This window comes from Streptococcus tangpeifui (genome assembly GCF_044503215.1).
Lineage (GTDB): Bacteria > Bacillota > Bacilli > Lactobacillales > Streptococcaceae > Streptococcus > Streptococcus tangpeifui.
Genome location: NZ_CP172427.1, coordinates 1,121,751 through 1,140,828, shown reverse-complemented (window position 1 = coordinate 1,140,828; position 19,078 = coordinate 1,121,751). Strand labels below are relative to the sequence as shown.

General features: G+C 43.2%; 15 protein-coding genes. 14 read left to right on the top strand and 1 reads right to left on the bottom strand.

The window, feature by feature from the left end:
* Positions 1 to 60 precede the first annotated feature (60 nt).
* The 13 genes from ACFSN5_RS05305 (at position 61) to ACFSN5_RS05245 (ending at position 15,517) form a co-directional block, all read left to right on the top strand.
* The gene (locus ACFSN5_RS05305) at positions 61 to 651 is read left to right on the top strand and encodes a thymidine kinase (RefSeq protein ID WP_346773312.1); all 591 of its coding nucleotides are present in this window, start codon (positions 61 to 63) and stop codon (positions 649 to 651) included.
* Complete coding sequence (gene prfA, locus ACFSN5_RS05300) at positions 651 to 1,730, top strand: peptide chain release factor 1 (protein WP_165329260.1); 1,080 nt, start codon at positions 651 to 653, stop codon at positions 1,728 to 1,730. The genes ACFSN5_RS05305 and prfA overlap by 1 nt, the downstream gene beginning before the upstream one ends.
* Positions 1,727 to 2,557, top strand: coding sequence for a peptide chain release factor N(5)-glutamine methyltransferase (gene prmC / locus ACFSN5_RS05295; protein WP_165210971.1), 831 nt, complete (start codon positions 1,727 to 1,729; stop codon positions 2,555 to 2,557). Before prfA ends, prmC begins: the two co-directional genes overlap by 4 nt.
* On the top strand, positions 2,550 to 3,149 hold the full coding sequence (locus ACFSN5_RS05290) for an L-threonylcarbamoyladenylate synthase (RefSeq protein WP_165210974.1): 600 nt from the start codon (positions 2,550 to 2,552) through the stop codon (positions 3,147 to 3,149). Before prmC ends, ACFSN5_RS05290 begins: the two co-directional genes overlap by 8 nt.
* Positions 3,150 to 3,541: 392 nt before the next feature.
* A complete protein-coding gene (gene glyA / locus ACFSN5_RS05285; protein ID WP_165329259.1) occupies positions 3,542 to 4,792 on the top strand; it encodes a serine hydroxymethyltransferase in 1,251 nt (416 codons plus the stop codon).
* Position 4,793: 1 nt separating this feature from the next.
* Positions 4,794 to 5,771 (top strand): nucleoid-associated protein, encoded by a 978-nt coding sequence (locus ACFSN5_RS05280; protein WP_004229090.1) that lies wholly within the window; start codon positions 4,794 to 4,796, stop codon positions 5,769 to 5,771.
* A gap of 1 nt (position 5,772) precedes the next feature.
* On the top strand, positions 5,773 to 6,378 hold the full coding sequence (locus tag ACFSN5_RS05275; protein ID WP_165210980.1) for a lysozyme family protein: 606 nt from the start codon (positions 5,773 to 5,775) through the stop codon (positions 6,376 to 6,378).
* 2 nt (positions 6,379 to 6,380) lie between these two features.
* The gene (locus ACFSN5_RS05270; RefSeq protein WP_165329258.1) at positions 6,381 to 8,102 is read left to right on the top strand and encodes an ABC transporter ATP-binding protein; all 1,722 of its coding nucleotides are present in this window, start codon (positions 6,381 to 6,383) and stop codon (positions 8,100 to 8,102) included.
* 2 nt (positions 8,103 to 8,104) lie between these two features.
* Positions 8,105 to 9,829: an ABC transporter ATP-binding protein gene (locus ACFSN5_RS05265; protein ID WP_165210986.1), complete on the top strand. Its 1,725-nt coding sequence runs from the start codon at positions 8,105 to 8,107 to the stop codon at positions 9,827 to 9,829.
* A 13-nt stretch (positions 9,830 to 9,842) separates the two neighbouring features.
* Positions 9,843 to 10,244: an SMU1112c/YaeR family gloxylase I-like metalloprotein gene (locus ACFSN5_RS05260; protein ID WP_165210989.1), complete on the top strand. Its 402-nt coding sequence runs from the start codon at positions 9,843 to 9,845 to the stop codon at positions 10,242 to 10,244.
* A gap of 193 nt (positions 10,245 to 10,437) precedes the next feature.
* The gene (gene licT, locus ACFSN5_RS05255; protein WP_165210992.1) at positions 10,438 to 11,274 is read left to right on the top strand and encodes a BglG family transcription antiterminator LicT; all 837 of its coding nucleotides are present in this window, start codon (positions 10,438 to 10,440) and stop codon (positions 11,272 to 11,274) included.
* 551 nt (positions 11,275 to 11,825) lie between these two features.
* On the top strand, positions 11,826 to 13,715 hold the full coding sequence (locus tag ACFSN5_RS05250; RefSeq protein ID WP_165210995.1) for a beta-glucoside-specific PTS transporter subunit IIABC: 1,890 nt from the start codon (positions 11,826 to 11,828) through the stop codon (positions 13,713 to 13,715).
* 125 nt (positions 13,716 to 13,840) lie between these two features.
* Positions 13,841 to 15,517, top strand: coding sequence for a carboxylesterase family protein (locus ACFSN5_RS05245; RefSeq protein WP_165210998.1), 1,677 nt, complete (start codon positions 13,841 to 13,843; stop codon positions 15,515 to 15,517).
* A gap of 45 nt (positions 15,518 to 15,562) precedes the next feature.
* On the opposite strand, the gene ACFSN5_RS05240 is transcribed toward ACFSN5_RS05245, so the two are convergent.
* A complete protein-coding gene (locus tag ACFSN5_RS05240) occupies positions 15,563 to 16,483 on the bottom strand; it encodes a helix-turn-helix domain-containing protein (protein ID WP_165211001.1) in 921 nt (306 codons plus the stop codon).
* A 210-nt stretch (positions 16,484 to 16,693) separates the two neighbouring features.
* Here ACFSN5_RS05240 and ACFSN5_RS05235 point away from each other — a divergent pair, with 210 nt between their 5' ends.
* A complete protein-coding gene (locus ACFSN5_RS05235) occupies positions 16,694 to 18,133 on the top strand; it encodes a glycoside hydrolase family 1 protein (RefSeq protein WP_165211004.1) in 1,440 nt (479 codons plus the stop codon).
* The last annotated feature ends 945 nt before the right edge of the window (positions 18,134 to 19,078 follow it).

Genomic DNA, 19,078 nt, shown 5'->3' with positions numbered 1-19,078 from the left:
CCAGTGAAGGGTAATTTATGGTAAAATAGAACCATTAATGTTTTAGACAGGATGGATATTTTGGCACAGTTATATTATCGCTATGGGACTATGAATTCAGGCAAATCTATTGAAATCTTGAAGGTGGCCTACAACTACGAAGAGCAAGGAAAGCCGGTTGTGCTCTTGACTTCGGCTCTGGATACACGTGGTGGAATTGGTTGGGTTTCCAGTCGAATTGGTCTCAAGCGTCAGGCTAAGCCGATTTCGGGTGATACAGATATCTTTGGTTATATCGAAAGTCTGCCTGAAAAGCCTTACTGTGTCTTAGTTGATGAATGTCAATTTCTGACCAAAGGAAATGTTTTTGACTTGGCCCGAGTAGTGGACGAACTGGATGTTCCGGTCATGGCTTTTGGCCTAAAAAATGATTTCCGTAACCATCTTTTTGAAGGATCGAGGGAACTCTTGCTCTTAGCGGATAAAATCGAAGAAATTAAAACCATCTGTCAATACTGCAGCAAGAAAGCCACCATGGTCCTTCGGATGAAGGGTGGCCAGCCGGTTTATGAAGGCCAGCAGGTGCAAATCGGCGGCAATGAAACCTATGTCTCGGTTTGTCGCAAGCACTATTACCATCCACAACTAGAAAGTGAGAAAAAGCAAGGCTAATGAATATCTACGATCAATTGCAGGCGGTGGAAGACCGCTATGAAGAATTGGGGGAGCTGCTCAGTGACCCTGATGTTGTTTCTGACACCAAACGCTTTATGAAGCTGTCACGCGAAGAGGCCAATACGCGTGAAACCGTGACGGTTTACCGAGAATACAAACAGGTTTTACAAACTATCGACGACGCCGAAGAGATGATTAAGGATGCTGGAGGTGACCCTGAGCTCGAAGAGATGGCCAAGGAAGAACTCAAGGACGCCAAGGCTTCCAAGGAAGAATACGAAGAACGTCTGAAAATCTTGCTGCTGCCTAAAGATCCTAATGATGATAAGAATATTATCTTGGAAATCCGCGGAGCAGCAGGCGGTGATGAAGCCGCCCTATTTGCCGGAGACCTGCTCAACATGTATCAAAAGTATGCTGAAAGTCAAGGCTGGCGTTTTGAAGTCATGGAAGCGTCTTATAATGGTGTAGGCGGTATCAAAGAAGTCGTGGCCATGGTTTCTGGGGATTCGGTCTATTCCAAACTCAAATACGAGTCCGGTGCTCACCGTGTGCAGCGTGTCCCAGTGACTGAAAGTCAAGGCCGCGTCCATACATCGACAGCAACCGTTTTGGTCATGCCTGAAGTGGAAGAAGTGGAGTACGATATCGATCCTAAAGACCTGCGGGTAGATATCTATCACGCTTCCGGTGCCGGCGGACAAAACGTTAATAAGGTAGCGACAGCGGTCCGCATGGTTCACATCCCAACCGGTATCAAGGTTGAGATGCAAGAAGAGCGAACCCAGCAAAAGAACCGCGACAAGGCTATGAAAATTATCCGTGCGCGTGTGGCTGATCACTTTGCTCAGATTGCTCAGGATGAGCAGGATGCCGAACGTAAATCTACTATTGGGACAGGCGACCGTTCTGAGCGGATCCGCACCTATAACTTCCCGCAAAATCGTGTGACTGACCACCGAATCGGCCTCACCCTGCAAAAGTTGGACTCTATTCTCTCTGGTAAAATGGATGAAGTCATCGATGCTTTGGTTCTTTACGATCAAACCCAAAAACTGGAAGAATTAACTCAATGACCTATGCCCAACTATTCCTGCAGTATGAGCTTGAACTGGAAAAAAACCAAGAAGAACCCGAGAGCTTAACCTTTACGTTTAGACATCTCAAAGGGCTTGATATGACTGAGTTTGTCCTGCTTTTACGCCAAAAAGTAAGTGAGGGTGATCGGGCTCTGATCGACCAGATTGCCAAGCGTCTGCTTGCCCATGAGCCTGCCCAATACATTATTGGCTACGAAACTTTTCATGACCTCAGCTTCAAGGTAGATAAGCGGGTGCTGATTCCTCGTCCTGAAACAGCTGAATTGGTTGATTTGGTTTTAGAGGAGAATGCAGATAGTAGGCTGAGCTTGCTTGATCTTGGGACCGGAAGCGGTGCTATTGCTGTATCATTGGCACACAGCCGCCTTGACTGGCAGGTAATGGCTTCTGATATTTCTCAAGATGCTTTGGACTTAGCTGGTGAAAATGCCCTAGCTAACAAGGTGCAGGTAGATTTTCGTCAATCCGATGTTTTTGATCAGATTGAGGAAGTTTTCGATATTATCGTCAGCAACCCGCCTTATATTGCTCAAGCTGATATAGATGAAGTGGGCCTAAATGTTCAGATTTCTGAGCCTCATCTAGCTCTTTTTGCCAAGGAGCAAGGATTGGCTGTTTACCGCAGAATCGCTGAAGAAGCCAAAGCCCACCTCAATCCTGATGGCAAAATTTATCTAGAAATCGGCTATAAGCAAGGACAGGCAGTCTCACAGATGTTTAAAGTTGCCTTTCCAGATAAGCGGGTGAGAGTTTTACCTGACCAATTTGGTCAAGACAGAATGGTGGTGGTTGATAATGGCTGATCTACAAGCTATCAAAACAATCTTAGCTGAGGGTGGTGCTGTTATCCTGCCAACTGAAACGGTTTATGGCCTTTTTGCTAAGGCATTAGACCAGCAAGCCGTTGAGCGTATCTATGAGTTAAAGCAGCGTCCGCTCGACAAGGCTATGAACCTCAATGTTGCTAGCTTGGAAGATATTTTGGCCTACAGTAAGGATCAGCCAGCCTATCTAGCTAAGCTCTATCGAGCTTTCCTGCCTGGTCCGCTAACCATTATCCTCAAGGCTAATGACAAGGTTCCAAGCTGGGTCAATTCCGGTCTGTCAACGGTCGGTTTTCGCCTTCCTAATCATCCCGTAACGCAGCAGCTCATTAGGAAATACGGCCCCTTGATCGGTCCATCGGCCAACCTATCCGGTCGAGCGTCTGGTACGGTCTTCGAGGACATTGTCGAGCAGTTGGGTCGTCAGGTGATAGGAGTAGCAGATGACTCAGCCATTCAAGGTTTGGATTCTACGATCTTAGACTTATCTGGAGATAGAGCCGATATTCTTCGCCAAGGCACCATCAGCAAGGAAGCCTTGCTGGAGGCGGTGCCTGAATTAAATTTCTAAAGGAACAGTGACTGATGTTGAGATTTTTAGTTTTATCAGGCACACCAGCTGTTCAGTCCATCAACCATTATATCCCTTAACTCAGGAAAGAACGGAGCAGCAGCTAGAAAACGGCATTATGCCTTTATTCGGCTCGATTCAGATGACAAACGCAAAGGTGCCCATACTTTTTATGACACTATAGATAGTTTGGCCAACTATTATCAGACTTACATTCAATGGAAATGGCCAACCCATTTAGCGCAGTGGCTGGCTGTCCTTATCCCTTTCTAGGCAGTGATAGCGACCAGCCTAGCCAACTGTGCGGGGGTTGGGAAAGAAGTCAAAATTCTACATTTCGTGACTTCTTTCCCACTCCCAGAAGTGCTTTATTAAATCTATGAGGTGATTTTATGATTTTTGACAAAAATGATTACAAGGCTTACGACCCAGAACTTTGGCAGGCTATTCAAGCAGAAGAAGTTCGACAGCAAAACAATATCGAATTGATCGCATCTGAAAATGTGGTTTCAAAAGCGGTTATGGCTGCCCAAGGTTCCGTTTTGACGAATAAGTATGCCGAAGGCTACCCCGGAAAGCGTTACTATGGTGGTACCGACTGCGTTGATGTGGCTGAAAATCTTGCCATTGAGCGGGCCAAGGAGCTCTTTGGAGCCAAGTTTGCTAATGTTCAGCCTCACTCAGGCAGCCAAGCTAATGCCGCAGCCTATATGGCCTTGATCCAACCCGGAGATACTGTCATGGGAATGGATCTCTCAGCTGGCGGCCATCTTACCCACGGCTCACCCGTCAGTTTTTCAGGTAAGACCTATAATTTTGTTCCTTACAATGTTAATAAGGATACGGAAGCTTTGGATTATGACGAGATCCAGCAGCTGGCTGTGCAACACCAGCCTAAACTGATTGTAGCGGGGGCTTCAGCTTATTCACGGATTATTGATTTTGCCAAATTCCGAGCTATTGCTGACAGTGTCGGTGCCTATCTCATGGTCGACATGGCACATATTGCTGGTCTGGTTGCTTCGGGCCACCATCCTAGCCCAGTGCCTTATGCTCACGTAACGACGACAACCACTCATAAGACCTTGCGCGGACCGCGCGGCGGCTTGATTTTGACCAATGATGAAAATCTGGCTAAGAAAATCAATTCCGCTGTCTTCCCAGGTTTGCAGGGCGGTCCTTTGGAGCATGTAATTGCGGCTAAAGCGGTTGCCCTCAAGGAAGCCTTGGACCCAGCTTTTAAAGAGTACGGTCAAAACGTCATCAAAAATGCCCAGGCCATGGCTGATGTTTTTGATGCCCACCCTGATTTTCATGTCGTGTCTGGCGGAACTGATAATCATGTCTTTCTCGTTGATGTGACTAAGGTCGTTGAAAATGGTAAATTGGCCCAGAATATCCTTGAAGAGGTTAATATTACCCTCAATAAAAACAGCATCCCATTTGAAACGCTGTCACCATTTAAAACGTCGGGTATCCGTATCGGCAGTCCAGCTATTACCAGCCGTGGTATGGGTATTGCTGAGAGTACCAAGATTGCTGAATTGATGATTCAAGCCTTAGAAAATCATGATGATGAGGCTGTACTGGAACGCATTCGCCAAGATGTCAAGTTATTGACAGACACTTTCCCACTTTACTAACATGCTAGATTTATATTTAAAAAAGATTATTATCCACCAATTCAGCCCCGACGACACCGAGCTTCGCTTTGCGGATAGGCCGCTGACTTTAACACCAAGTTTAGATGAGTATTTCCGCAAAAAGCTAGCTAAGGTTTTTACCGCCGACGCTAAGCGAGGAACATTTGAGCCTGAAAATGACTTTATCGCCAACCTCGGTGATGATTTTATGGAATCTGCCCGCAAAATAGCCCAGCTCTGGAAGGAAGAGTTTGTCATCAGTGAGGATCAAAAAACCAATGATCTGATCTTTATCCAATTTGATAAGGATGGTGTTGAACATTTCGCCTTCTTACGGCTGGTGCTTAAGGATAGTTTGGCGCATATTCTGGGAGATGATGAGCAGCCGCTCAAAGTCACCCAGAATAATCTGCCTTCCGCTGCCCAAACGCCAGATGAGGCTTTGGTGATTGACCGCCAAACCTACCGTTATTATTTGATCGAAAAACGCATTAAGCACAATGGTAGTTTCGCTAACTATTTCTCTGAAAACCTGCTCAAGGTTCAGCCTGAGCCATCAATCAATAAGTCCATCAAACAGTTGGAGAAGACAGCTCAGAAGGTAGCCGATGATTTCAACAAGGATGATTTCAATTTCCAATCCAAGATGAAATCAGCTATTTTCAAGAACTTGGAGGAAGATCAAGAACTGTCCCCAGAGAAATTGGCCAACCAGCTTTTTGATGATAATCTCACCGCTCGTTTAACCTTTGTAGATCAGCTTAAAGAAGCTATTCCGGAGCCAATCCCAGTGGCTGATGTGGATTATTCCCGTCAGTCCAAGAAGTTGGAGAGTCAGAAACTTTCTCTCTCAAATGGAATTGAACTCATTGTTCCTAATGGCGTTTATCAGGATGCAGAGTCGGTAGAATTTATCCAAAATAATGATGGTACCTATTCCATCCTAATCAAAAATATTGAGGATATCCAAAACAAATAATATGTTTAAAAAAATTAGACGAATCATCTATGTGATTATTGCCTTGCTCCTAGTTTACCAAGGGGTCAAGGTTTATCAATCAGCCAAACGAGTGTTGGCCTATCGACCGTTGGTGGAGCAAGTTTTGGCCGAGGATGATAATAGCACTAATGAAGATTTAGTATTAGCAGTAATATACACAGAGACCAAGGGGCGTGATGACGATGTTATGCAGGCCAGTGAGAGCTCAACGGGGACCACTAAATCCATCAACGATAATAAAGAAAGTATCAAACAGGGAACCAAGGTCTTAGATGAGAACTTAAAAAAAGCCCAAGCCGCTAAAACGGATTCTTGGACAGCTATTCAAGCCTATAACTTTGGCTCTAACTACATCGACTATGTGGCTGACCACGGTAGGAAGAATACCATCCAGCTAGCCAAGGCCTACTCCAAAGATGTTGTTGCACCGAGCTTGGGAAATAAGACTGGCAAGACCTATTATCATATCAACACCATATCCATTCTTTATGGCGGCGGTAAGCTTTATGTCAATGGTGGCAACCACTATTATGCCAAGCAAGTGCAATTCAACCTTTTCTTGATTCGATTGGTTGACAGGTTATAGAAATGAAAGACTTATTGAAATATTTCCGAGGTTACATTAAGGAAACTATCCTCGGTCCCCTTTTTAAACTTTTGGAAGCAAGCTTTGAGTTGCTAGTCCCCATCATCATAGCTAGGATAGTCGACAGGACCATTCATCATAAAGATACCACTCACCTCTTTATGATGATTGGTCTTTTGGTCTGTCTGGCAGTCTTCGGCGTTTTGGTAGCTATCACTGCTCAGTATTATTCCTCAAAAGCCGCAGTAGGCTATACTAGGCAGTTGACCAAGGATCTCTATAAAAAAATAATGAGGTTGCCAAAGGAAAGCAGGGACCAATTGACAACGTCCAGTTTGGTCACCAGACTATCCAGTGATACTTACCAAATTCAGACAGGCATCAACCAATTTTTGCGCCTCTTTTTGCGGGCACCGATTATTGTTTTTGGGTCAGTTATCATGGCTTTCCTCATCAGTCCTAAAATCACCTTCTGGTTCGTTCTCATGGTTGTTCTCCTGTTTCTCTTGATTTACATCATGTCGCGTCTGGTTAATCCTCTCTATTTGGCAATCAGAAAATTGACTGACAGTCTGGTCAGCCGAACACGTGAACAGCTGGAAGGTATGCAGGTTATCCGTGCTTTCGGCCAGATCAAAAGGGTCAAGCAGGAGTTTGCCAGCCTCAATCAGTCTTATACCAAGGCACAGCTAAAAGCGGGGTTACTTTCTAGTCTGGTTAGCCCCTTGACTTATTGGATTGTCAATGCCACTTTAGTTATCGTTATCTGGCAAGGTAACCTAGCTATTGGTGATAATCTCTTGACTCAAGGGTCATTGATTGCCCTTGTCAACTATCTGTTAAATATTCTGGCTGAGTTGCTCAAATTAGCTATGATGGTAACCAACCTCAATCAGAGTTTCATTAGTGCTGGACGGATTACAGAGGTCTTCGGTCAAGAAGAAGAGAATCTCTATGATAGTATTGAACAACTAAATACTGACAAAGGAGAAATCCTGTCGATCTCTGATATGACATTTACCTACCCAACAGCCGCCCGTCCTTCTTTGACAGAACTTTCCTTAAGTTTGGAGCAAGGCCAAACCTTAGGGGTTATCGGCGGTACTGGATCTGGTAAATCGACCCTTGTCCAGCTTATCATGGGACTTTACCAAGCTCAGAAAGGGCAGCTGAGAATTTTTAATGATGGGCAAAGTCCAGCTAATTTGGCTCAATGGCGCAACTGGGTCGGCTTAGTTCCGCAGAAAGCTGAACTTTTCTTGGGAACTATTCGTTCCAATTTGACCCTTGGTATGGATACTGGTAACGTATCGGATGAACGGCTCTGGTGGGCCTTAGATATCGCTCAAGCCAGTGATTTTGTTAAGGAGAAGGAGGAAGGGCTAGATTCTGAGGTTAAAGAATTCGGCCGTAACTTCTCGGGCGGCCAGCGCCAACGTTTGACCATTGCCCGTGCCCTTCTTAAGCAGTCTCCTATCTTAATCTTGGACGATTCCACTTCGGCTCTCGATTATCTGACCGAAAGTAGACTCCTCAAAGCTATTAAGACTGAACTCAAAACAAGTCTAATAATAATCTCCCAGCGAACCAATAGCCTTAAGTCAGCCGATAAAATTCTCGTTTTAGATAAGGGCAGCCAAGTCGGCTTAGGCAGCCACGAAAGCTTGCTGGCTAACTGTCCGACTTACCAAGCCATTCATTATTCGCAGCACAAGGAGGAGTAAACATGAGACCATCACCCTTAAAACGTTTGGTCCGTGATTTTGCCAAACAAAAAGTTTTGTTAGGGCTAGCTTTGGTGGGAATTTGTCTGCAAGTGGCTTTGACTATTTATCTGCCAATTTTAATTGGGAATGCTGTTGATGCCGTCTTGGTTCCAGATAATCATCTGCTAATTGGGGGAATCATCGCCAAAATGCTGATGGTTATTGCGAGCAACACCTTAATTCAGTACCTCAATCCTCTGATTTACAATAAATTAGTTTTTAGCTTTAGCCAAGATTTGCGGCAAAGGGTTATTGATAAGGTTCATGAACTGCCAATCGCATCTCTAGGACAATCTGTTGGTGATATGGTGAGCCGGGTAACGACCGATGTCGAACAGCTTAACAATGGCCTGCTCATGGTTTTCAATCAGTTCTTCGTTGGGCTTTTGACTATCCTGGTTCTCCTTGTCACCATGGCTAAGATTGATTGGCTCATGATGCTCCTAGTCTTGCTCTTGACCCCCTTATCCCTCTTTTTGGCTCGTTTCATTGCGCGTAAATCATTTAGCCTCTTCCAAAAGCAGACCCAATCTCGCGGTCGGCAAACTCAGCTGATTGAAGAAAGTCTCAATCAGGAAAGCTTAATCCACAGTTTCAATGCCCAGGATGAATTCGTTGAGCGTTTCATTGCTGTAAATGAGACCTATGCAGATTACTCGCAGGGGGCAATTTTCTACTCATCTACGGTTAATCCTGCAACCCGTTTTATCAATGCATTAATCTATGCCCTCTTAGCCGCAGTAGGAGCTATTCGCATTATGAACGGCGCCTTCTCCATCGGCCAACTGACCACCTTCCTCAACTATGTCACCCAGTATACTAAGCCCTTCAATGACATTTCCTCTGTCTTAGCAGAATTACAAGGGGCTCTAGCCTGTGCCCAAAGGCTCTATCAAGTTCTGGATCAAGATAGTCTGGAAGAAACAGGACAAGATATCCTGACCAGCGATCAGGTTCAAGGGCGTTTAACTTTTAAGCATGTTAATTTTGGTTACACCCCTCACAGAACGCTTATAAAGGATCTTAGTATTGACATACCAGCTGCCAGCCGAGTGGCTATTGTTGGTCCAACAGGAGCGGGAAAGTCTACGCTGATTAACCTCCTTATGCGCTTCTACGAGGTCAATTCTGGCCAAATCCTTTTAGATGGTGTCCCGACTAGGTCCTATACTCGTGAGAGTCTGCGCAAGCAAATTGGCATGGTCCTTCAGGACACCTGGCTGCAGGAAGCAACCGTTCACGATAATATAGCTTTTGGCCACCCAAATGCTACCCGAGAATTAGTTGTAGAAGCTGCCAAGGCTGCTAATGCAGACTTCTTCATCAAACAGCTGCCAGCTGGCTATGATACCTACTTGGCCGATGCCGGCGCTTCGCTTTCGCAAGGACAGCGGCAGCTCCTGACTATCGCTCGAATTTTTGTTGCTGTTCCCAAGATTTTGATTTTGGATGAAGCCACCTCCTCCATTGATACCAGAACCGAAAGTCTCATCCAAGATTCCTTTGAAAAACTGATGGAAGGACGAACCAGTTTTATCATTGCCCATCGCCTGTCAACCATCCAAAATGCTGATATCATCCTCGTTATGGTTGATGGCAATATCGTTGAACATGGTAACCATCAAGAACTTATGGAGACTCATGGAGTTTATTACAGGATGCAAACCGCTCAGAGCCAAGCCTAAAAAGGAGATATTTATGAATTTAACAACCATTCACCATGTTGCTATTATCGTTTCTGATTATGAAAAATCTCGAGATTTTTATGTCAATAAACTAGGTTTTGAAGTCATCTGCGAGAATCATCGACCGGAACGGCACGATTATAAGCTGGATCTGCGCTGCGGGAATGCAGAACTAGAGATTTTTGGAAACAAGACTACAGACTCTGCCTATCAGGCCCCGCCCAAGCGCCTATCCTTCCCAGAAGCCTGCGGCCTAAGACATTTGGCTTTTCGGGTAGAAAATATCGGAGCAGTGGTAGCTGAATTAACCAGTCTAGGCATCGAATCCCTCCCTATTCGGACAGATGATTTCACCGGGGAAAAAATGACCTTTTTCTTCGATCCTGATGGCCTTCCCTTAGAACTGCATGAATAATAAATAGCACACGTCATACTAATAATGCAAATCTACCTATCATATACTCCAGACTGTTCTAAGCCGCTCTAAAGAGAAGCGGCTTTTTAGTATGAAACTATCATTAATCTAACCTGAAAATTTTTCCGGCTATTACTAATTTAGTATTTTTCTGTTAAAATAAAATTATCGAATAATTTTTAAGGGGTTTGGCATGAAAATCGAGCGTGTTTATAATAATAATGTCGTTCAGGTCACCGACAAGCAGCACGAAGAAATCATCATGGGAAAAGGGCTGGGTTTTCAAAAGAAACCAGGAGATGAGGTTGATTTAAATAAAATTGAAAAGCGCTTTATCCTGCAGGAAAGCGACCAAGATATGATCGGCGAGTTATCCCGTGTCTATCAAGATTTAACGAGTCAGGAACTCAATCTTGTTTTGACCATTATCGAGCGAGGCCAAGAGGTCTTAAAGCAGACTTTTGAGATTTCCCTGTATATTGCTTTAGCCGATCACTTGCAGTATGCTATTCAAAGAACACGAGACGGAATTAGTTTGCAAAATCCTCTAGCATGGGAAATCCGTAAATTTTACCCGAAAGAATACGAACTAGGTCAAGAAAGCCTTAAATTAATTGAAAGTCATATCGGCTTGAGCATGGAAGCCTCTGAAGCAGCCTCTATCGCCTTACATTTCATCAATGCCCAGAAAGACGGCAGTTTGATTGAGGCTAGCCAGCAAGTCAGCCAAATTGTTATCAACTGCTTGGAAATTGTCCGTCTGCATTTCGGCCATCTAGCAGCAGAGGATTCTGTCAGTTACAACCGTTTTGTCACCCACCTCCAATACTTTGCCCAGCGGGTAGTTTCTGGCAGTGTTCAGGGCAATAATGACGATTTTCTCTATGACCAAGTTAAGGCTAATTATCAAGAGGCTTTTGCCTGCACACAAAAAATTAAGGACTATATCGAAGGCCATTTTGCTTTTCAAATGAGTAAGGATGAGCAGGTCTACCTCACTATTCATATCCAAAGGCAAAATGAGAGTTAACCTTCTCCTCCAAAATTTTGGGGGAGTTTTTAATGACGAAATTTTTAAATTAGCTAAATTATTTCATGAAAGCCCTTGCAAAACCAAAATTATTCTGTTATGATAATAACATCAAAAGGATTGTTACTGGTAAGCAGGCAAAACCTAAATAAATACAAAATGGTTTGCACTAAGAGTGCAGATAGCTGTTTGGTATTTGTTTAGGTTTTTTGTTTGCCACGACCGGCGACTTTCCTAAAAATATTATGCTAGGACTAGCCTTAGCTGGGTTTGATTAGGCAAACGAGCTGTTATAGTTTAGCATCTTGCTTTAATTGAGCTCGCCTACGACTCTTTGAAAAAGGATGAAGCCACCTTGAGTCTTCAATAACTCTTCGTTGTCTTCCCTATTTTCCTTTGAGTCGTGTACGGCTTAGCATCTTATTTTAATTAAGCTCGCCTATGACACTTTGGAAAATGATAACCATTTCCTAGATGCAAGCATCTTTGTCATGGTTCCTATTTTCCCGTGTGTCATTCAAGGCTTAGCATCTTATGAAAGGAGCCTACATATGGCTAAAGATTATACTGAATTAGCTCAGGATATTGTTGATCACGTCGGTGGCAAAGACAATATCGGCAAGCTTGTCCACTGTGTGACGCGTCTGCGTTTCTCACTTAAAGATGAAGGTAAGGCAGACGAGGACTATCTCAAACAGCGTGATGGTATTGTAACCGTTGTTAAAGCCGGCGGTCAATTCCAAGTGGTTATTGGCAACCATGTACCGGATGTTTACGATGCTGTTTTGAAAGTTGCTGGTATTTCCGGCGATGGCGGTATCGATGTTGATGAAGGAGATGTCCCAAAGGGAAATATTCTTGATCGCTTTATCGCCTTGATTTCCGGACTGTTCCAGCCTATGCTTGGTGTGCTTTCGGCTGCTGGTATGCTTAAAGGGATTGTTGCTATTTTAGCAGGAGTGGGGGTTGCCAAAACTGATGGTCTCTATATCATTTTAAATGCAGCTGGTGATGGTTTCTTCCAATTTCTGCCTTTAATCTTGGCTCTAACTGCAGCTAAACGCTTTAAGATGGAGCAATTTACAGCTATTGCCCTTGGCTTTGCTCTGGTTTATCCGGATATCGCGGCAAGTTTTGCCAAGGGAGGCGTGACCTTCTTAGGGATTCCTGTAATCTTCCCAGCTTCCAGTTACTTACAAACGGTCTTGCCGATTATTTTGACGGTCTGGGTAGGATCCAAAGTTGAGTATTTCTTGAAGAAGATTATTCCAGACGTCGTCAAAGTCTTCCTTGTTCCCTTCTTTGTTCTTTTAATAACAGTACCGTTAGCTTACTTGGCCATTGGTCCGGTTATGAATTATGCGAGTGACCTTGTCGGTAGTATCTTTACAGGTATTTATGGCTTTAGTCCAATTGTTTACGGTCTCATCCTTGGTGCCCTTTGGCAAGTACTGGTTATGTTTGGACTCCACTGGGGACTTGTTCCTTTGGCACTCCTTGAAATTCAAACGAAGGGTTCTGGTGTTATCTTGGTAGCAACTGTCGCTATCTGTTTCTCACAAGCTGGTTCTCTTATCAACATTATGATGCGGACCAAGGAAGAAAAAGTACGAGAACTAGCTGTTCCAGCTATGATTTCCGCCTTCTTTGGCGTTACCGAACCCGCTATTTACGGTATTACGCTGCCGATGCGTACACCGTTTATTATGACTTGTATCGCCGGTGCTATCCAAGGGGCTTTCCTTGGTTTGATGGATGTCAAAATGTTTGTCTGGGGAGGACTCGGAATCTTTACCATCCCATCGTTCATTTCAGGTAAAAACTCAATGAACCTAACCTACTATCTCATCGCCTGCGTAGCTTCTCTTATCCTTGGTTTCGTCTTGACACAATTTGTTAAAATCCCTTACCTCTACGGTGGACCAAAAGAAGCAGCAGATACTAAATCTGCTGAAGCCCCTCAAGCTCAGCCGCTTAAAGAACTCAAGCAAGAGATTATCGCATCTCCATTGATTGGTAATGTTGTTAAACTTGAAAACGTCCCAGATCAAGTCTTCGCGTCAGGAGCTATGGGTAAAGGAGTTGCTGTTGATCCAACTGACGGTACCGTTGTCGCACCGGCTAATGGTGAAATTAGTCTTGTGTTCCCAACAGGTCACGCTGTCGGTATGAAGACTGAAAACGGAGCTGAGCTCCTTATCCATATCGGTATGGACACCGTTTCCCTTGCTGGTAAAGGCTTTAAGAGTTTTGTTGAGGCGGGTCAAAAAGTTGAAGCGGGTCAAAAGCTCTTAGAATTTGACTTAGCAACTGTGCGTGATGCTGGCCTGCCAGTTATTTCTCCGGTTATTGTCACTAATTCTGCCGATTTTGATGATGTCCTTGTGACTCAGGAAAACCGCGTTAATGCAGGAGATTATCTCCTAACAGCGGTCAAATAATGATAGATATGATGTTGGGGAGTTCCCCTGGCATCATATTTTTGAAGCAACATGTAAGCGCTGACAAAAGTGAGAGATTCAGGTTTTAAAAGAAATGAGTTGATGAATTAACGGAGGAAACTACTATGAAGAAATATTTTAAATACATTATGATTGGACTGGCTTTAGTAACACTAGCTGCCTGCCAATCGATTAACAGTAGCAAGAATAATTTTGACAATACAGTTGAAAAGACTGTTGCTTCTGGAAAATTAAAGGGGCATAAAGATGCCAAAAACAAGGCCATCGAATGGTTGGGGATTCCTTACGCCAAGGCTCCCGTTAAAAAATTGCGCTGGAAAGCTCCGCAAAAGGTTGAGGATTGGAAGGGAACCAGAGATGCGACCAAGGCCGGTAAACAAAGTATCCAATTTTCAAATGGTCAGGTTACAGGTTCGGAAAATGCCCTAAATTTGGATGTCGTACGGCCAGACAATAATAAGAAGAAGCTTCCAGTCATTGTTTTTCTTCACGGCGGCAATAATCAAACCGGCTCTGCTCAAGAAATAAAAGGAAATAGCTTCGTTAAGGATATTAATGCTGTCTATATCTCTGTCAACTATCGGCTTGGAGTGCTTGGTTTCAATCCTCTTCAAGCTTTAAAAACTGGTAGTGCCCAGGAAAATTCTGGCAACTATAGCTTACTGGATATTGCAGCAGCCTTGGACTGGGTCAAGGAAAATGTTGAAACTTTTGGCGGCGATAAAAACAACATCACTCTGGCGGGCTTTTCTGCTGGTGGCCGCGATGTCATGGCAACTCTTATTTCCCCTCTCTTTAAGGACAAGTATGATAAGGCTATTTCCTTCAGTGGCGGTATGACTTTGGCAGATACTGCTCCAAGTCAAGAAACTTTTGCCAAAGCTCTCGCTCCTTTAGTGGTTGAAGATAAGGTGAAAGCCAGCGTAGAAGAGGCACAGGCCTGGCTTCAGACTGATGGAAAAGATGTCAGAGATTACCTCTATAAAGTTGATGCCAAACGCTTAGCCAAATTGATGGGAAATGCCGGTATTCGAATGTCTGTTTTCCCTCATCTTTATAAGGATGGCACTGTTATCCCTAAGGAAGGATTTGATACTAAAACTTACAATGACGTGCCATTGATGTTGATAACCGGTACAGATGAGTTCTCGATGTTTGCAGCCAATGATCCTTACTTCCAAGAAGATTTTAAGAGTGGGGACCTTTTTAAAAATCCTGAAAAAACAGCCGAATTTACTTATGCTAAAAAGTATGGCGGCCAGCTCTATCGTATGTCCAATACCATTGATAGTACACGACAAATGAAGGGTAAGTATCAGTCAAATATTTATGTCGGTCAGATCTATTATGGTGATAATGCTGAAGTAACACCAGACTTAACTAAGACACTGGGTTCCTTCCATGGTATCTTTGAGCCCATGCTGCAAAGCCCGTCCAATTATAAGGACTACATAGGTGACTACTTCCAAACTCAAGGCGGCAAGGATATGTCTCAAGCTTTCAAGACCTACCTCAAAGCTTTCTTAGCTGATGGAAATCCTAACCAACAAGGACTGGTTTCATGGAAACCATGGACTTCGGATGGAGAAGTTCTTACCATTGATGCAACAAAAGATAAGGATGATATCAAGGCGACAAAAGATACCCAAACTGCCCAAGACGTGCTGAATCAAATGGATGCTGATACTAGTATTTCGCAAGAGTCAAAAGATAATCTTAACCAAAATGTCCTCAATGGTCGCTGGTTCAGTCAACCGATTGATGAGCAATATGGCCAATAAGTCTAGTAAAAAAGCCCAGTAGAATATTAGCTGGGCATCTTACTATCAACTGGGATTGACTAAAACCGTGCCGCTCTTAGCTTGCTTTTCTTTGCGGCGGTATTGGCTGGGAGTTAGCTGATAGTAACGCTTGAACTGGCGGTTGAAATTGGATAGGTTATTAAAGCCGACGTTAGTTGCGATCTCCAAAATTGAAGCACTCGTATTAATCAGCTTTTCACAGGCCTTACTTAGGCGGACTTGTATAATGAATTCCGTGCAGGAGGTTCCAGTCTGTTTCTTAAATACTGTCATAAAATGTGTTTTACTGTACCCCATCTTCTTGGCTAAAACCTCGATAGAGAGGGCTTGATCGTAGTGCTGATTGATATAGTCAATCAGCTGGCGAATTTTCTCATTTTTCCGATAAGCATCATCGGTAGTCTTGCGGATAACACAACGGTAGTAAAAAAGTAAATAGATGAATTCATTGAGCTTAGCTTTGAAAAGGAGTTCAAAATGCCGCCCTTTCTCCTTAAGCAGCTTAAAAATTTCAAAGAGACAATCTTTAATTTCGGTATAACCCACCATGTCGGGTTTGATGACCGGGATAAATTTATAAATGCTATTTTGCAAAGGCTGAAGATAGCGAAGGCTGACTGTATCAAGATAGGAGTGGCCAATTAAATCGAGATGAAACTGCAGCGTATCGCTAATCTGGCGCTCATATCCCTTAGGATGGATGGAGTGCATACCATTAGGACGAATAAGAATAATATCACCAGCCTGACTGTCAAAATAATCGTAGTCAATGTGAAACTGGGCGGTTCCTTCATAGATATAGCTAACTTCCAGCTCAGGATGCCAGTGAAAAAGGACATCAGGACGCCCATCCTTAACCTCAGTATGGTAGAAGTTGTAAGGCAGAGTCTGACGAGTAACATCTAGGTCTTCCCTATAATCTTGTTGTAAATTTTTTTCAACCATGCTTTTCTTATTTCCAGTCTTAGAATAATTTTTTGCTTGAACTGTGCCAAAATCATAAGTCTCTAAACTAAAGCCAAACATTCAAGCACCTCATTAAATCTAGTTTACCATAGATTCATAGGATAGTATCATATTTTCCGATGATAATGCCAGAGATTTCCTAAAAAACCATTTATACTATAATTATCAAGAAAGTAGGAGTGTTAGGATATGACTAAAAACATTTTTCCAAAGAATTTCCTCTGGGGCGGAGCAACCGCTGCCAACCAATTCGAAGGGGCTTATAATGTGGACGGCAAAGGATTGTCCGTTCAAGATGTCACCCCTCAAGGTGGGATTCCTGCGAAAGACGGTGATCTCAATCCTTTGATTACGGATCAACCGACCGAAAATAATCTTAAACTGGAAGGCATCGATTTTTATCATCGTTATAAGGAAGATATTGCTCTCTTTGCTGAGATGGGCTTCAAGGTTTTCCGTCTGTCCATCGCTTGGAGTAGGATTTTCCCAAATGGTGATGAAACGGAACCCAACGAAGCTGGCTTGCAATTTTACGATGATGTTTTTGATGAGTTGGCTAAGTATGGCATTGAACCTCTAGTGACCCTTTCTCACTATGAAACCCCTCTGCACTTGGCGCGCCAGTATAATGGCTGGGCAAACCGTGATTTGATCGGCTTCTACGAACGTTATGTCCGTACAGTCTTTACCCGCTATAAGGATAAAGTAAAATATTGGCTGACCTTCAATGAAGTCAACTCTGTTCTCCACGCGCCATTTATGTCAGGCGGTATTGCCACACCGGTTGAAGAGCTCAGTAAACAGGATCTCTATCAAGCTGTCCACCATGAATTGGTGGCATCAGCCCTAGCTACCAAAGTAGGGCATGACATTAATCCAGACTTCAAGATTGGCTGTATGGTACTGGCTATGCCAGCCTATCCTATGACATCAAATCCTTTGGATCAGTTGGCTGTGCGTGATTTTGAAAATCAAAATTATCTCTTTTCAGATATTCATGCGCGTGGAAAATATCCAAACTATATCAAACGCTATTTTGAAGAAAATGGTATTGAGATCCAATTTGCACCAGAAGACGAGGAAATTCTCAAAAATACTGTTGATTTTATTTCCTTCTCTTATTACATGAGTGTCGCTCAAGCGCATGACCCTGAAAACTATAACTCAGGTCGCGGCAATATTATGGGAGGCATCAACAATCCTTATCTTGAGGCGTCTGAATGGGGCTGGCAAATCGACCCAGTTGGTCTCCGACTCGTTCTTAACAATTTCTACGATCGCTATCAATTGCCGCTCTTCATCGTTGAAAACGGTCTGGGCGCCAAAGATGTCTTGGTAGATGGCCCTAACGGCCCAACTGTTGAAGATGACTACCGCATTGACTACCTGCAAAAGCATTTAGTCCAAGTCGGTGAAGCCTTGAAAGATGGTGTAGAGCTTCTTGGCTACACGACATGGGGACCAATTGACCTAGTTTCAGCTTCCACAGCCCAACTCAGCAAACGCTACGGCTTTATCTATGTGGACCGCAACGACGATGGCAGCGGCACCCTAGCGCGTTACAAGAAAAAATCCTTCAATTGGTATAAGGAAGTTATTGCCAGCAATGGAGAGGTGCTCTTTAATTAAAGCAGGGAAAAGCAGTATGGCAGGATAAGGCCTGCTGCTTTTTTTGGAAAGAAAGGTATTATGAGTATTCGACTAATTGCGGCAGTATATCTGTTTTTTAGTATTCTTGTGTCAACATTAAGTTTGAAGAGACGTGATATAATCTAAGCTATTTTAGCGATTGGAATTTAAAATTATGACGATTATTTTTAAAAGAGTACTATTCCAAGTCCTTATTTTTATAATAGCTAGCTATCTAGCTATTTTTATAAGACCAGAGTTTATTCTTCTTTGGAACATACTTTTTGCAGTTAATTGGGTCGAAAAGGATTTCAACATAAAAGTTAGGGGATGGAAGAAATCTATAAAATTGGGAGTTTTACTAACTTTGATTAGTAATTCACTCGCCATTCCTTTGTATCTGCTATCCATTAGCAGAGGGCATTACTGCTTAAAAATTAACTTTTTATATACAAATACCGTATTAATCTGGATTTCAGCACTGCTATCAGTAGCCTTTTTAGCGAATTATCTAGTGTTATCAAAATATTTTAAAGGAGAGAAATTATTTTACATTTGGTCTCTCATAAATTCTGGGATATGCCTACTGATTTTTATAATTTTAGGAAATCCTGTAGAATTTTGATCTAGATTGGATTGGTCAGCGAGAGAGTTTTGCGATCAAGTGAGGACATATCGCTCTTTATGATAGAGATTTAGAAAGAGCAAGAAAATTTTTAAAACTTACTTACCGCCAAGGGGTATGAGTACCGATACTGGAACAGACCTTTCATCCTATTTTTAACCTTGCAAGGAGAAAAATATAGGAATTATAAACTGCAGGGAAATTATCTAGTTGACTGATGTTATAAGAAGAATTGAGGTCTCATAGCAGGGGATTTCAGTTCTTTTTAGTTAGTCTGGCTTTCTTGTTGTTTGGATAGTTGAGTCCGTGCGCCATTCCAT